The 13,006-nt window shown below is 66.1% G+C and carries 12 protein-coding genes; 7 read left to right on the top strand and 5 right to left on the bottom strand.

Annotation, left to right across the window (positions count from 1 at the left end; translation table 11 throughout):
• Nucleotides 1–82: 82 nt before the first annotated feature.
• Both ACQPXH_RS28015 and mce read right to left on the bottom strand, forming a co-directional pair.
• A complete protein-coding gene (locus ACQPXH_RS28015; protein WP_433599463.1) occupies nt 83–1,081 on the bottom strand; it encodes a hypothetical protein in 999 nt (332 codons plus the stop codon).
• Between the two features lie 86 nt (nt 1,082–1,167).
• Nucleotides 1,168–1,641, bottom strand: coding sequence for a methylmalonyl-CoA epimerase (gene mce, locus ACQPXH_RS28010; RefSeq protein ID WP_433599462.1), 474 nt, complete (start codon nt 1,639–1,641; stop codon nt 1,168–1,170).
• Between the two features lie 124 nt (nt 1,642–1,765).
• Between mce and ACQPXH_RS28005 the strand changes: the two genes are divergently transcribed.
• The 3 genes from ACQPXH_RS28005 (at nt 1,766) to ACQPXH_RS27995 (ending at nt 4,320) form a co-directional block, all read left to right on the top strand.
• Nucleotides 1,766–2,944 carry an acetyl-CoA C-acetyltransferase gene (locus tag ACQPXH_RS28005; RefSeq protein WP_433599461.1) on the top strand — a complete coding sequence of 393 codons (1,179 nt, stop codon included), beginning with the start codon at nt 1,766–1,768 and terminating at the stop codon, nt 2,942–2,944.
• 97 nt (nt 2,945–3,041) lie between these two features.
• Nucleotides 3,042–3,410 (top strand): DUF3817 domain-containing protein, encoded by a 369-nt coding sequence (locus ACQPXH_RS28000; RefSeq protein WP_433599460.1) that lies wholly within the window; start codon nt 3,042–3,044, stop codon nt 3,408–3,410.
• Between the two features lie 61 nt (nt 3,411–3,471).
• Nucleotides 3,472–4,320 carry a tetratricopeptide repeat protein gene (locus tag ACQPXH_RS27995; RefSeq protein WP_433603601.1) on the top strand — a complete coding sequence of 283 codons (849 nt, stop codon included), beginning with the start codon at nt 3,472–3,474 and terminating at the stop codon, nt 4,318–4,320.
• A 414-nt stretch (nt 4,321–4,734) separates the two neighbouring features.
• Here ACQPXH_RS27995 and glgB read toward each other — a convergent pair whose 3' ends face one another.
• The 3 genes from glgB to ACQPXH_RS27980 are packed head-to-tail and all read right to left on the bottom strand — an operon-like array spanning nt 4,735 to nt 9,256.
• The gene (glgB, locus tag ACQPXH_RS27990; RefSeq protein WP_433599459.1) at nt 4,735–6,891 is read right to left on the bottom strand and encodes a 1,4-alpha-glucan branching protein GlgB; all 2,157 of its coding nucleotides are present in this window, start codon (nt 6,889–6,891) and stop codon (nt 4,735–4,737) included.
• A complete protein-coding gene (locus ACQPXH_RS27985; RefSeq protein WP_433599458.1) occupies nt 6,888–8,891 on the bottom strand; it encodes a maltotransferase domain-containing protein in 2,004 nt (667 codons plus the stop codon). Before ACQPXH_RS27985 ends, glgB begins: the two co-directional genes overlap by 4 nt.
• Nucleotides 8,892–8,929: 38 nt before the next feature.
• Complete coding sequence (locus ACQPXH_RS27980; RefSeq protein ID WP_433599457.1) at nt 8,930–9,256, bottom strand: LysE family translocator; 327 nt, start codon at nt 9,254–9,256, stop codon at nt 8,930–8,932.
• A 63-nt stretch (nt 9,257–9,319) separates the two neighbouring features.
• On the opposite strand from ACQPXH_RS27980, the gene glgP reads away from it, so the two are divergent.
• From glgP to ACQPXH_RS27960, 4 genes are all read left to right on the top strand, one after another.
• Complete coding sequence (glgP, locus tag ACQPXH_RS27975; RefSeq protein WP_433599456.1) at nt 9,320–11,890, top strand: alpha-glucan family phosphorylase; 2,571 nt, start codon at nt 9,320–9,322, stop codon at nt 11,888–11,890.
• Between the two features lie 152 nt (nt 11,891–12,042).
• Complete coding sequence (locus ACQPXH_RS27970) at nt 12,043–12,189, top strand: hypothetical protein (RefSeq protein ID WP_433599455.1); 147 nt, start codon at nt 12,043–12,045, stop codon at nt 12,187–12,189.
• 21 nt (nt 12,190–12,210) lie between these two features.
• Entirely contained in the window at nt 12,211–12,450 is a 240-nt protein-coding gene (locus tag ACQPXH_RS27965) for a hypothetical protein (protein WP_433599454.1), read from the top strand.
• A gap of 8 nt (nt 12,451–12,458) precedes the next feature.
• On the top strand, nt 12,459–13,004 hold the full coding sequence (locus ACQPXH_RS27960) for a DoxX family protein (protein WP_433599453.1): 546 nt from the start codon (nt 12,459–12,461) through the stop codon (nt 13,002–13,004).
• Nucleotides 13,005–13,006 lie beyond the last annotated feature (2 nt).

The following is a 13,006-nucleotide window of genomic DNA, read 5'->3' as shown; positions in this document are numbered from 1 at the left end:
CAGGAAGGCCGCCCCGGTGTGGGGCGGCCTTGGTGTGAATTCGGTTGGGGTGTTGCGTTTGTCGCCGCTCAGCCCGCCGTCGTCAGTTGGTGATTTCGGCGTTCTCGCGCTCGTCGATGTCGTCTTCCTCGGCCGAGACCTCGGGGATGGCCTTGGCGCGCGAACCGCCGGTGACCGACTTGGTGCCACCGCCGATGGACTTGCGCTGATCCGGAACCCCGTCCAGCAGTTCGCTTTCCCGGTTGACGGCCGCGAGCATGGCGGGCACCGAGTCGAGCTGGCCGCGGATACCGAGCAGCTGGGCGAGCACCCGGCCGCGCAGCACGCGCATCTCCTCGGCGAGTTCCTTGGCGTGCGCGATCTTGCGCTCGGAGGTCTGCGTGGCGGAGGTGATGAGGCGGTTGGACTCGTCGGTCGCGTCCTTGATCCGCTGAGCGGCCTCGGCGCGGCTGGTGGCCTCGAGCTCCTCCATCGCGCGGGTGAGCTTGGTGCGACGCTCCGCCATGGTGGCCTCGAAGTCCTGCTGGGTCGCCTTGCGCTTGGCATCGGCTTCCTTGCCGAGGCGGTCGGCCTCGGCCTGAGCGGCCTCGATGATCTTGGCAGACTCGGTACGCGCATTCGCCAGGGTCTGCTCGAATTCGATTTCGAGCGCCTCGCGCTTCTCCTTGGTCTCGGCGAGCAACGATTCGTACTTGCCACGCATTTCGGTGGCCTGCTGCTCGGCGATCGACACCATTTCCGCCGCCTCGGCCTGCGCGAGCGCGCGGACCTCGGACGCCTCGTCGGAAGCCAGGCGCAGCATCCGAGAGATGCGGTCGGACATGCCTTCCGCAGTGGTCGGCGGAACCGAAAGGCGATCGACTTCCTTACGGAGCTCGTCGATCTCGTCCCGCGCGTCCTCCAGCTGGCTGGCGAGGTTACGGGCTTGCGCCGCAGCGGCATCCCGATCTGTGGCGGTGACCCTTAACTCGGCATCGAAACGGTCGAAGTAGTTGCGTACCTCGTCTTGCGCATAACCCTTGCGCACAACGGTGAAGGGCAGTGCAACGAAGCGATTGCGATCGGACTCAGGTGACGACATGGCACACAAACTACAGCCTACTTGCACATCATGGTGACTCGACCGCGAATGTGATGCGGACGAGTTTTTCAGGCCCGATCTTGATACTAGTGCGTAACATTCGCGCTCGGTTCGACCAACTCGATCAGCACACCGCCAGCATCCTTCGGGTGAATGAAATTGATGCGGGAATCGGCGGTTCCGTGACGCGGGGTGTCGTACAGCAAACGCAGACCTCGATCACGAAGATACATGGAGGCGGCCTCGATATCGGTAACTCGATAGGCGAGTTGCTGCAGGCCTGGTCCGCTGCGGTCGATGAACTTGGCGATGGTGGAGTCCGCGTTGAGTGGCGCCAGCAACTGCAGGGCAGTCGCGCCGTCCGGTGCGCCGGGCAATGACAGCATCGCCTCGTGCACACCTTGGGCCTCGTTCACCTCCCGATGGGTCTCGATCATGCCGAGATTGTCGGCATACCAGGCAATTGCGGCATCCAGGTCGGGTACCGCGATGCCCACGTGGTCGACGGCGATGACGTAGTCGCCGGGGATGAAGTTCGACGGGTCGATAACGTTGCTCACCCTTCGAACGTAGCGCGAACCTGGTAAGGGTGTTCGAGCAGGACAAGCTACCGTGGGTTACAGAGGTTGACGTCGCGGGTGCTCGGTGCGCGACGCTGTTCGATCAATGAATGCGAGGCTCGTCGTGACCACAACCGTGATCGTTTCCGGTGCGCGTACCCCGGTCGGTCGGCTGCTCGGGGGTCTGAAGGATTTCACCGGTTCCGACCTGGGCGGTTTCGCCATCAAGGCGGCGCTGGAGAAGAGCGGCGTCGCGCCGGAGCAGGTCGACTACGTGATCATGGGCCAGGTGCTCACCGCGGGTGCGGGGCAGATCCCGGCCCGGCAGGCGGCGGTCGCCGCGGGCATCCCGATGGACGTCCCCACGCTGACGGTGAACAAGGTGTGCCTGTCCGGCATCAACGCGATCGCGCTCGCGGATCAGCTGATTCGTGCAGGCGAGTACGAGATCGTCGTCGCGGGCGGTCAGGAATCCATGAGCCAGGCCCCGCATCTGCTCGAAAAGAGCAGGGAGGGTTACAAATACGGCGATGTGACGTTGCGCGACAGCATGGCCTACGACGGTCTGCACGACATCTTCACCGACCAGCCGATGGGCGCGCTGACCGAACAGCGCAACGACGCCGAGCCGGTCAGCCGCGAGGATCAGGACGCGTTCGCGGCGGCCTCGCATCAGCGGGCGGCGGCAGCGTGGAAGAACGGCGTCTTCGATGACGAGGTGGTCCCGGTGTCGGTGCCGCAGCGCAAGGGCGATCCGATCGTGGTGAGCACCGACGAGGGCATTCGCGCGGAGACCACCGTCGAATCGCTGGCCAAGCTGCGCCCGGCCTTCCGCAAGGACGGCAGCATCACCGCGGGCACCGCCTCGCAGATCTCCGACGGTGCGGCCGCGGTGGTCGTGATGAGCGAGGAGAAGGCACAGTCGCTCGGGCTGAGCTGGATCGCCGAGATCGGCGCCGCGGGCGTGGTGGCCGGTCCGGATTCGACGCTGCAGGATCAGCCCGCCAATGCGATCGCCAAGGCCTGTGCGCGCGAAGGCATTTCGCCCGCAGAGCTGGATCTGGTCGAGATCAACGAGGCGTTCGCGGCGGTCGGCATCGCATCCACCCGCAAGCTCGGCATCGATCCGGAGAAGGTGAACGTCAACGGTGGCGCGATCGCCATCGGTCACCCGCTCGGCATGTCGGGTGCACGCATCCTGCTGCATCTGGCGCTGGAGCTGAAGCGGCGCGGGGGCGGTATCGGCGCGGCGGCGCTGTGCGGTGGCGGCGGTCAGGGCGATGCGCTGATCATCAAGGTGTAATTCTCGGTTCCGCCGCCCCGGAGATACCGGGGCGGCGGAGTTCAGGTGTGACCGGTTCAACTACGACCCGTCGTAGCAGTCCGGCACAATGGTGGCCATGGGCAATTTCTTCGACTTGAGCACCGTGGCCAAGCGGTTCCGCTTCATCGCTGTGCTGGAGGCGATCTCCTGGGTTTTCCTGATCGTCGGCATGGTGTTCAAGCGCCTCCCCGAACCGGTGCTGTGGCCGGTCAAGGTGTTCGGGATGACGCACGGCATCATCTTCGTCCTTTTCGTTATCACCGCGATCCTCGCGGCACGCGAGCTGGCCTGGAACACGAAGACCACGGTGCTCGCGTTGCTGTCGAGCATTCCGCCGTTCTTCACTGTCCTCTTCGAGCTGTGGGCGGTGCGCGCGGGCAAGCTCGGTGAGCTGAGCGAGGTGACTTCCGCCGACTCCGGAGTCCCGGCCTCGGTCACGCCGTGACAAACTGGAAAGCGTGACTCGACCCGCCGCCCGCCGCCCTTCGCCAGCCGTCGCCGCCGCCATGTCAGGTGCGGTGGATCTGTCCAGCCTGAAGCAGCCCCCGGCCGGTGCGTCGGGTGCGGGAGGCGGCGGCGACTACGCCGTCTCGGAGGCGGATTTCGAAACGAAGGTGCTGCGCCGGTCCACCCAGGTGCCGGTGGTCGTCGCGCTGTATTCGCAGCGCAGCCCGGGCAGCGTCGAGCTGGTCCGAACGCTGGAGCGGCTTGTCCAGGAGGCCGCGGGCGCGTGGGATCTGGCGACGGTCGAGGCCGAGGCCAATATGCGGATCGCGCAGGCCTTCGGTGTGAAGGGCATTCCGACCGTGATCGCGGTGGCCGGTGGCCGCCCGCTCGCGGATTTCGAGGGCGCTCAGCCGGAGCCGCAGGTCCGGCAGTGGTTGAGCGCTGTCGTCGAGGCGGTCGGCGGGCAGCTCGAGGGCGGTGAGCAGCCCCAGGCCGTAGAGGACCCGCGTTTCACCGCCGCCGAGGCCGCGCTCGAGCGCGGCGACATGGCCGGCGCTGAAGCGGCCTATGAGGCCATCATCGCCGCGGAGCCGAGTAATGAGGAAGCAAAGAACGCACTGCGTCAGGTGCGCTTCCTGTCCCGTGCGCAGGCCGTTTCGGATTCCGCGATCGCCACCGCCGATGCCGATCCGGCCAATGTCGACGCGGCGCTGGACGCCGCCGATGTGGAAATGCTGAGCCAGCAGCCGGATGCCTCGTTCGACCGGTTGATCGCCGTGATCAAGAAGACGGCCGGCGATGATCGCACCAAGGCGCGCACTCGACTGCTCGAACTCTTCGAATTGTTCGACCCGGCAGAGCCGTTCGTGGTTGCTGCCCGCCGCAAGCTGGCTGCTGCGCTGTACTGACCCCGGCTGCTGCTGCGCGCACGCATCGGCGGATAGCCTGCGCCGATGCGATCGGGCCGTATCGGCCGATCACCGCAGTGCGGTCGATTGCCGTGGCGGTCATCGGCCAAGCACTGAGCGCCGAGCGCTGCGGGACTGGTGCAGCTGGGCGCTGCGGGTGGCTTGCGGCTCGCCCTACCTGTTGTGGTGGCCAATGACTCTGGTGCGGGCTGGATCGCTAGCGCTGTGGTGGCCGAAGGCCGGGCTCAGCGCTGCGGCCTTGCCTGGGCGACTCACGCGGGTGGCCTGCTCGACCTAGCGTGTTGTGGCTCAAAGTCTTCGGCACAAGCCAGATCGCGGTATTCCAGATCGGCGCTACTAGGGTCCGAGCCGGGCTGAGCGTTGCGGGGTGGCTCGATCCACCTGTGTGGTGGGTTATGACTCTGGCACAAGCCAGATCGCGGTGTTTGGGGCCAGCGCCACGGTGGCCGAAGCCGGTCGTCCGTGCCATGGCTCATCGGTTGCCTTGACACCGCCCAGGTTTCCGATGCCGGAGCCACCGTATTCGTCGGCGTCGGTATTGAGGATTTCGCGCCAGGTGCCTGCGCTCGGCAGGCCGACGCGGTATTCGCCGTGCACCGAGCCGGAGAAATTGAAAACGCAGGCGATCACCGAACCATCGGAGCCGTAGCGCAGGAAGGCGATCACATTGTTTTCGCGATCGTCGGCCTGGACCCAGGAGTAGCCGCCGGGGGTAGTGTCCTGACTCCACAGCGCGGGATGGGCGCGGTAGACCGCGTTCAGATCCCGGACGGCGGCCGTAATGCCCTGGTGCAGTGGATTTTCCAGTTCGTGCCAGTCCAGGCCGCGGTCGTGTGACCATTCCCGGAACTGGCCGAAATCCTGGCCCATGAACAGCAATTGCTTACCGGGATGCGACCACATGTAGGCCAGCAGTGCGCGCACGCCCGCCGCCCTGGAGAAATCGTCGCCGGGCATCCTGGTCCAGAGGGTGCCCTTGCCGTGTACGACCTCGTCGTGGCTGATGGGCAGCACATAGTTCTCGCTCCACGCGTACACCAGCGAGAAGGTGATCTCGTTGTGGTGCCAGGAGCGGTGGATCGGATCGCGCCCCAAATAGCCCAGGGTGTCGTGCATCCAGCCCATATTCCACTTCATGGTGAAGCCGAGGCCGCCGACATCGGCGCCGCGGGTGACACCGGGCCAAGTGGTGGATTCCTCGGCGATGGTGACGACGCCGGGATGGTGGCGGTGCACGGTTTCATTGAGGTCCTGCAGGAAGTCGACGGCCTCCAGGTTCTCCCGGCCGCCGTGCACATTGGGTTCCCATGCACCTTCGGCGCGTGAGTAATCCAGGTACAGCATGGAGGCGACCGCGTCGACGCGCAGTCCGTCGATATGGAATTCTTCGATCCAGTACCGCGCATTGGCGACCAGGAAGTTGCGCACCTCGTTGCGGCCGAAGTCGAAAATGTAGGTGCCCCAGTCGAGTTGCTCGCCGCGGCGCGGGTCGGCGTGCTCGTAGAGCGCGGTGCCGTCGAAGCGCGCGAGAGCCCATTCGTCGCGGGGGAAGTGCGCGGGCACCCAGTCGAGCAGTACGCCGATGCCCGCGGCGTGCATGCGATCGACGAAGGCGCGGAAATCGTCGGGGGAGCCGAAGCGGGCGGTGGGTGCGTAGTAGGACGTGACCTGGTAACCCCATGAGCCGCCGAACGGGTGCTCCGCGATCGGCAGCAGTTCGATATGGGTGAATCCGGCCGCGTGCACGTAATCGGCGAGCTGATCTGCCAATTCGCGGTAGCCGAGGCCGGGACGCCAGGAGCCCAGGTGCACTTCGTAGACGCTCATCGGCGCGCGAGTGGGGTCGGTGCGTTCGCGGGTGGAAACCCAGTCACCGTCGGACCACACGTATGTGCTTTCGGTGACCACGGATGCCGTCGCGGGCGGCAGCTCCGTCGCGAACGCCAGCGGATCGGCGTGATCCACGGTGCGTCCGTCCGCGCCGTGCACCCGGAACTTGTATTTGGTGCCGTCACCGACCCCGGGTACGAAGACCTCCCAAACCCCGGAAGACCCGAGCGAACGCATCGGTGCCGTATTCCCGCTCCACCCGTCGAAATCCCCGATCACGGTGACACCTCGGGCATTCGGTGCCCAGACGGCGAACGAGGTCCCGTCCACCTCGCCGTCGAGAGTGGTGTAGTGACGCGGGTGCGCGCCGAGTACACCCCACAGGTGTTCGTGGCGGCCCTCGCCGATGAGATGCAGGTCCAGCTCGCCCACGGTGGGCAGGAAGCGGTATCCGTCCGCGCTGATGATCGTCTGTCCGCCTTGGTAATTGGTGACGATGCGGTAGTCCATCAGGTCGGGATGCGGTACGACGCCGGCGAAGATGCCGTGCCCCAACGACTTCAGTGGATGGTCGACGCCGCCGACCCGGGCGAACACGGTATCGGCATGCGGTCGCAGCACTCGCACGATCGTGCCGTCTGGATGCGGGTGCGCGCCGAGCACGGTATGTGGATCGGTATGGGTGCCCGCCGCGAGCAACATCAGATCGCGACGCTTCATCGAAATGTCCTCCGGAACGCCAGTTCCGCGCGTGCCTGCTGCGATACGGCGGGCAGCGTGAGAACGTGGGCGACCGCGCGGGCCGGATCCAGCCGCACGTAATTGGTCTGCGCCCAATGGTATTCCTCGCCGCTGACCTCGTCGAACACCACCGGATGGTCGTGCCATTCGCGGCCGATGGCGGGCAGGTCGAGCGAGATCATGCCCCATTCGGCCGCATAGGGGTTCAGATTCACCACGACCAGCACCGCGTCACCGCTGACCGGATCGACCTTCGAATAGGCCAGCAGTGCGTCGTTGTCGACGTGATGGAAGTGGATGCAGCGCAATTGCTGCAGCGCCGGATGCGCGCGCCGGATCTCGTTGAGACGAGTGATCCACGGCTCCAATGATTCTCCACGCGCGAGTGCCTCGGCGAACGGGCGCGGGCGCAGCTCGTACTTCTCCGAATCCAGATATTCCTCGCTGCCCGGGCGCGCCGCCTGATGCTCGAAGAGTTCGAATCCGGAGTAGACACCCCAGGTGGGGGCCATGGTCGCGGCCAGCACCGCGCGGATGGCGAACATGCCGGGCCCACCCTGCTGCAGACTTTCGTGCAGGATGTCGGGGGTGTTGACGAACAGGTTCGGTCTGGCCTCGTCGGCCTTGGCGGCCAGTTCGTTGCCGAATTCGGTCAGCTCCCATTTCGCGACACGCCAAGTGAAATAGGTATAGGACTGGCTGAATCCGCGGCGGGCCAGACCGTAGAGCCGGGCAGGTCGGGTGAAGGCCTCGGAGAGGAAGATCACCTCCGGATCGGTGCGTCGCACGGTCGCGATCAGCCATTCCCAGAAATCGGCGGGCTTGGTGTGCGGGTTGTCGACGCGGAAAATCTTGACGCCCAAGCCGATCCAGTGCCGGACTACACGCAGCACCTCCGCGTACAGTCCGTCCGGATCGTTGTCGAAGTTGACCGGGTAGATGTCCTGATACTTCTTCGGTGGATTCTCGGCGTAGGCGATGGTGCCGTCCGGGAGCGTGGTGAACCACTCCGGGTGCGCGGCGACCCACGGATGATCCGGTGCGCACTGCAGCGCCAGGTCGAGCGCGACTTCGAGGCCGAGTCCGGTTGCGGTGGTGACGAATTCGGCGAAGTCGGCGGTGGTGCCGAGTGCGGGATGGATCGCATCGTGCCCGCCATCCTTCGACCCGATCGCCCACGGGGAGCCGACGTCACCGGGTTCGGCGGCGAGCGAGTTATTGCGGCCCTTGCGGTTGATCTCGCCGACCGGGTGGATGGGCGGCAGATAGACCACATCGAAGCCCATGCCCGCGATGCGCGGCAATTCCTTTGCGGCGGTGGCGAAATTGCCGTGGATCGGGTTGCCCGCGGCATCGACGCCACCGGTCGATCGTGGGAAGAATTCGTACCACGAGCCGTACAGTGCGCGTTGACGTTCCGCCAGTACCGAGTGCTGCGGGCCGCGAGTGACCATGTCCCGCAATGGCGTATCGCGCAGGATCTCCGCGACCTCCGCGCTGAAGGCGGGGGCGACCCGGGCGGGCAGCTGATCGTCGGCGCGCAATGCCGTCGCGGCGGCGCGCAAGCGCTCGAACTGCTTCTTGGGCACGGCCTGCGCGGCCCGCTCGAACAGCCGGGCGCCGAGCTCCAGGTCATTGGCGAGGTCGGCGGCGCTCTGTCCGACGGCGAGCTTGGCCTCTACCGCCGCCCGCCAGGTGGCGATCGGATCGCTCCAGCCCTCGATGCGGTAGGTCCACGTGCCGGGCAGGTTCGGTACGAAGGTGGCATTGAAGACATCCGGCTCGTGGTCCGGCGTCATGCGGATGCGGGTGATCCGCGTCGAGCCGGGGCCGCGCACCGCGAGCGTGGCGGAGACGGCGTCGTGCCCCTCGCGCCAGACCACGGTGCGCACCGGAAACACCTCGCCGACCGCGGCCTTGGCCGAACGACCGCCGGGGATCGAAGGGGCGGTGTCATCGATGGCGATGCGGCCGGTCACGTCGACCAACCTACCGGGTGCGGGTCGGTTGGACTGGATCAGCGTGCGTCGGCCGCCAGACCGAGACCGAGCACGACCAAGATCGAGCCGAGCGCGCACTCCACCCGCTGCCGGATTCCGGCTCGCCGCAGCCAGGTCCCCGCGCGGTCCGCCGCCGGCACGATGCCGATGCACCAGGCGGTATCGATGACCAGCTGGATACCGGCCAGGATCAGCACGGTCGGCAGCACCGGACCGCTCGACGGCAGGAACCGCGGCAGGATCGTCGGGCCGAAAACGGCCGCCTTCGGATTCGCTGCGATCGAGACCAGCGAGGCGCGGAACGCCGAACCCAGGGTGCGGCCGGTGGGCAGCAGTCTGGTCATCGGTCCAGTGGCGTGACCCGGCTGGAGACGCCAGGTGCTGCGGCATTGGGTAGGGTTCGGTTGGTGAAGGCACTCCGTCGTTTCACCGTCCGTGCCCATCTGCCCGAGCGTTTGGCGGCCCTGGGCGAACTTTCCACGAATCTACGCTGGTCGTGGCATTGGGCTACCCAGGATCTGTTCGCGGAGCTCGATCCCGTGCTGTGGCGCGACCTCGGTCACGATCCGGTGCGCATGCTGGGCGAGGTGCCCGCGGCGCGGCTGGACGAGCTCGCCGCCGATGCGGACTATGTCGGGCGAGTGGATGCCGCCGCCGCGGATCTGCGCGACTATCTGACGCGGCCGGGCTGGTTCCAGCGACAGACCGATGAGCCGGTGCGTGGCATCGCCTATTTCTCGATGGAGTTCGGCGTCACCGAGGTCCTGCCGAACTATTCGGGCGGCCTCGGGATTCTCGCCGGTGATCATCTGAAGTCCGCATCGGATCTGGGACTGCCGCTGATCGGCGTCGGATTGCTCTACCGCTCCGGTTACTTCCGGCAGTCGCTGACCGCGGACGGCTGGCAGTCCGAGCACTATCCGGCGCTGGATCCGCAGGGGCTGCCGTTGCGGCTGCTTACTACCGAAGGTTCGCCGGTGTTGATCCACGTGGCCATGCCCGATCAGCGGGTGCTGCGGGCGCGGGTGTGGATCGCACAGGTCGGGCGGGTGCCATTGCTGCTGCTGGATTCCGATATCGCCGAGAACGATCCGGAACTGCGCGCGGTCACCGACCGGCTCTACGGCGGTGATCAGGACCATCGGATCAAGCAGGAGATCCTGGCTGGTATCGGTGGCGTGCGGGCGGTGCGCGCCTATACGCGCGCCGCTGGTGTGCCGGATCCCGATGTGTTCCATATGAACGAGGGGCACGCCGGATTCCTCGGCGTCGAGCGGATCCGTGAATTCGTCTCGGCCGGGCTGGATTTCGACACCGCGCTGACTGCGGTGCGGGCCGCTACCGTGTTCACCACGCACACGCCGGTGCCCGCCGGTATCGACCGCTTCCCGATGCCGTTGGTGCGCAGGTACTTCGGCGGTGGCCACGGGGAATCCGAATCCGCCATGCTGCCAGGACTTTCCGTCGACCGGATCGTCGCGCTCGGTCGCGAAGCCGATCCGTCGGTATTCAATATGGCGCATATGGGCTTGCGACTCGCCCAGCGCGCCAATGGTGTTTCCAAACTGCACGGCGAGGTGAGCCGCGCCATGTTCGCGCCTCTGTGGTCCGGTTTCGACGCGACCGAGGTGCCGATCGGTTCGGTCACCAATGGTGTGCACGCCCCGACCTGGGCGGCGCGCGAATGGTTCGACAAGGCACGCGAGCACATCGGTCCCGAACTGGTCGAGGAGGCGCGTGGCTGGGAGAAGCTGCGCGATTTCGACCTGGGTGAATTGTGGGCGACTCGGAATGCCTTGCGCGCCATCCTCGTTGCCGAGGTGCGCCGACGGGTTCGCGCGTCCTGGTTGGAACGTGGTGCCGCTTCGGCTGAATTGGGATGGGTCGATAGCGTTTTCGATCCGAATGTGTTGACCGTCGGTTTCGCGCGCCGGGTGCCGACCTACAAGCGGCTGACCCTGATGCTGCGCGATCCGCAGCGCTTGCGTGCGCTGCTGCTGAATCCTGATCGGCCGATGCAACTGGTCGTCGCGGGTAAGAGTCATCCCGCCGACGATGGCGGCAAGGCGCTGATCCAGCAGGTCGTTCGGTTCGCCGACGAACCGGAAGTGCGGCATCGGATCGTCTTCCTGCCCGATTACGACATGTCGATGGCCCGCTACCTCTACTGGGGTTGCGATGTCTGGCTGAACAATCCGCTGCGTCCGCTGGAGGCTTGCGGGACCTCCGGTATGAAGTCCGCGCTCAACGGCGGGCTGAACCTCTCCATCCGCGACGGCTGGTGGGATGAGATGTACGACGGCGAAAACGGTTGGGCCATACCGACCGCCGACGGTGTCTCCGATGAGCACCGCCGCGACGACCTCGAGGCCGCCGCCCTCTACGACCTATTCGAACGCACCGTCGCACCGCGGTTCTACGACCGCGACGGCTCCGATATGCCGGTGCGCTGGGTCGAGATGGTGCGCCACACCCTGCAAACGCTCGGCCCGAAGGTGCTGGCCTCCCGCATGGTTCGCGACTACGCCGTCGAGTACTACGCCCCCGCCGCATCCGCCGGAAAACGCGCCGGCGCCGACGAATTCGCCGGTGCCCGAGCGGTTTCGGAGTATCGCCGCCGAGTCGACGCCGCCTGGCCCTCGGTCAAGATCATCCAGGTCGACAGCGCGGGCCTGCCCGACACTCCGATCATCGGCGCCGAACTCTCGCTCTCCGCCCGCATCGACCTCGGCGGCCTCACCCCCGCCGACGTCACGGTGCAGGCGGTACTCGGCCGCGTCTCACCGACCGACGACCTCTCCGACACCACCACCTTCCCGATGACCCACACCGGATCCGAATCCGGTGTAGACCTTTTCACCGTCGAAACCCCGGTCCCCCTGTCCGGCGCCGTCGGTTACACGGTCCGGGTCCTGCCGCACAACGAACTACTCGCCAGCGACGCCGAACTGGGCTTGGTAATCGCCCCGAACGGCTGAGGTCGAATCCGGGACCTACTCGGAGCTGAGTTGGACCGGGCCATTCGGGCCCCGGGGCAACGGTCCGGTCGGCCCCAGGAAAGACACCGTGACGCTACTCACGAAAACCTATACCTGCTGATGGGGCGGGTTTCTGCTATCCGATCTTCGCGGTGGTCGCCGGTTCGGCGGCCATCACCGCACCCGCGTTGATCGTGGTCGGCGTGCTGATGGCCCGCGCGCTCGGCGAGATCGATTGGAATCGGCTGGAGTACTCGATTCCGGCCTTCATCACCGTCGTCATGATGCCGCTGACCTAATCGATCGCCAATGGACTGGCGATGGGCATGCTGTTCTATCCGATCGTCATGGTCGCGAAGGGACGCGCCAAAGAGGTGCATCCGGCGATGTGGGCCCTGATGGTGATGTACCTCGGATACTTCTTCTTCCTCGCGGAGTGGGTCTCGGGGCGGAGTAGGTCTCGCCTATCGCGCGGTCGGGCTGAACTGTGGGATAATCGGACCGCAGTCCGATTCATTGCCGAGGCTAAAGAGCCACTGTTCATACCGATGCGCGGATGAGGACCAGCATGACTTCCAACGGCACATTCGAACGCCCCACCCATCCGAGCGGCGCGACTCTCGACAACTCCGCCGCCCATATCGGCCTCTTGGTGCTGCGCGTCGTCTTCGGCGGCCTGCTCGCGGCGCACGGCTCACAGAAACTGTTCGGCTGGTTCAGTGGCCCTGGTTGGCGCGGCAACGCCGCCACCTTCGATTCCATGGGCTACAACCCCGGAAAACTGTTCGGCACCCTTGCCGGACTCAGCGAATTCACCGGCGGCATCCTCCTGCTGCTCGGCCTGCTGACGCCGCTGGCCTCGGCCATCGTGCTCGGCACCATGATCAATGCGATCAATGCCACCTGGGGTGGCGGCCTGCTGACCGGTAAGGGCTATGAAATGCCCTTGCTGTTCGCCACCGTCGGCGCGGTCGTCGCATTCACCGGTCCCGGCAAGTTCTCTCTCGACCACGGGCGCCCGTGGCAGCGTCAGGGGTTTGTCTGGGGCGTGGCGGCGATCGTGCTGGCCGTGATCGCGGCCGTCGTCACGTTGATCCTCAAGTGGACGCTGTGATC

It is taken from the genome of Nocardia sp. CA-135953, from assembly GCF_050955735.1.
GTDB lineage: Bacteria > Actinomycetota > Actinomycetes > Mycobacteriales > Mycobacteriaceae > Nocardia.
The sequence above is the reverse complement of the archived record's forward strand: the minus strand, read 5'-3'. Positions and strand labels throughout refer to the sequence as shown.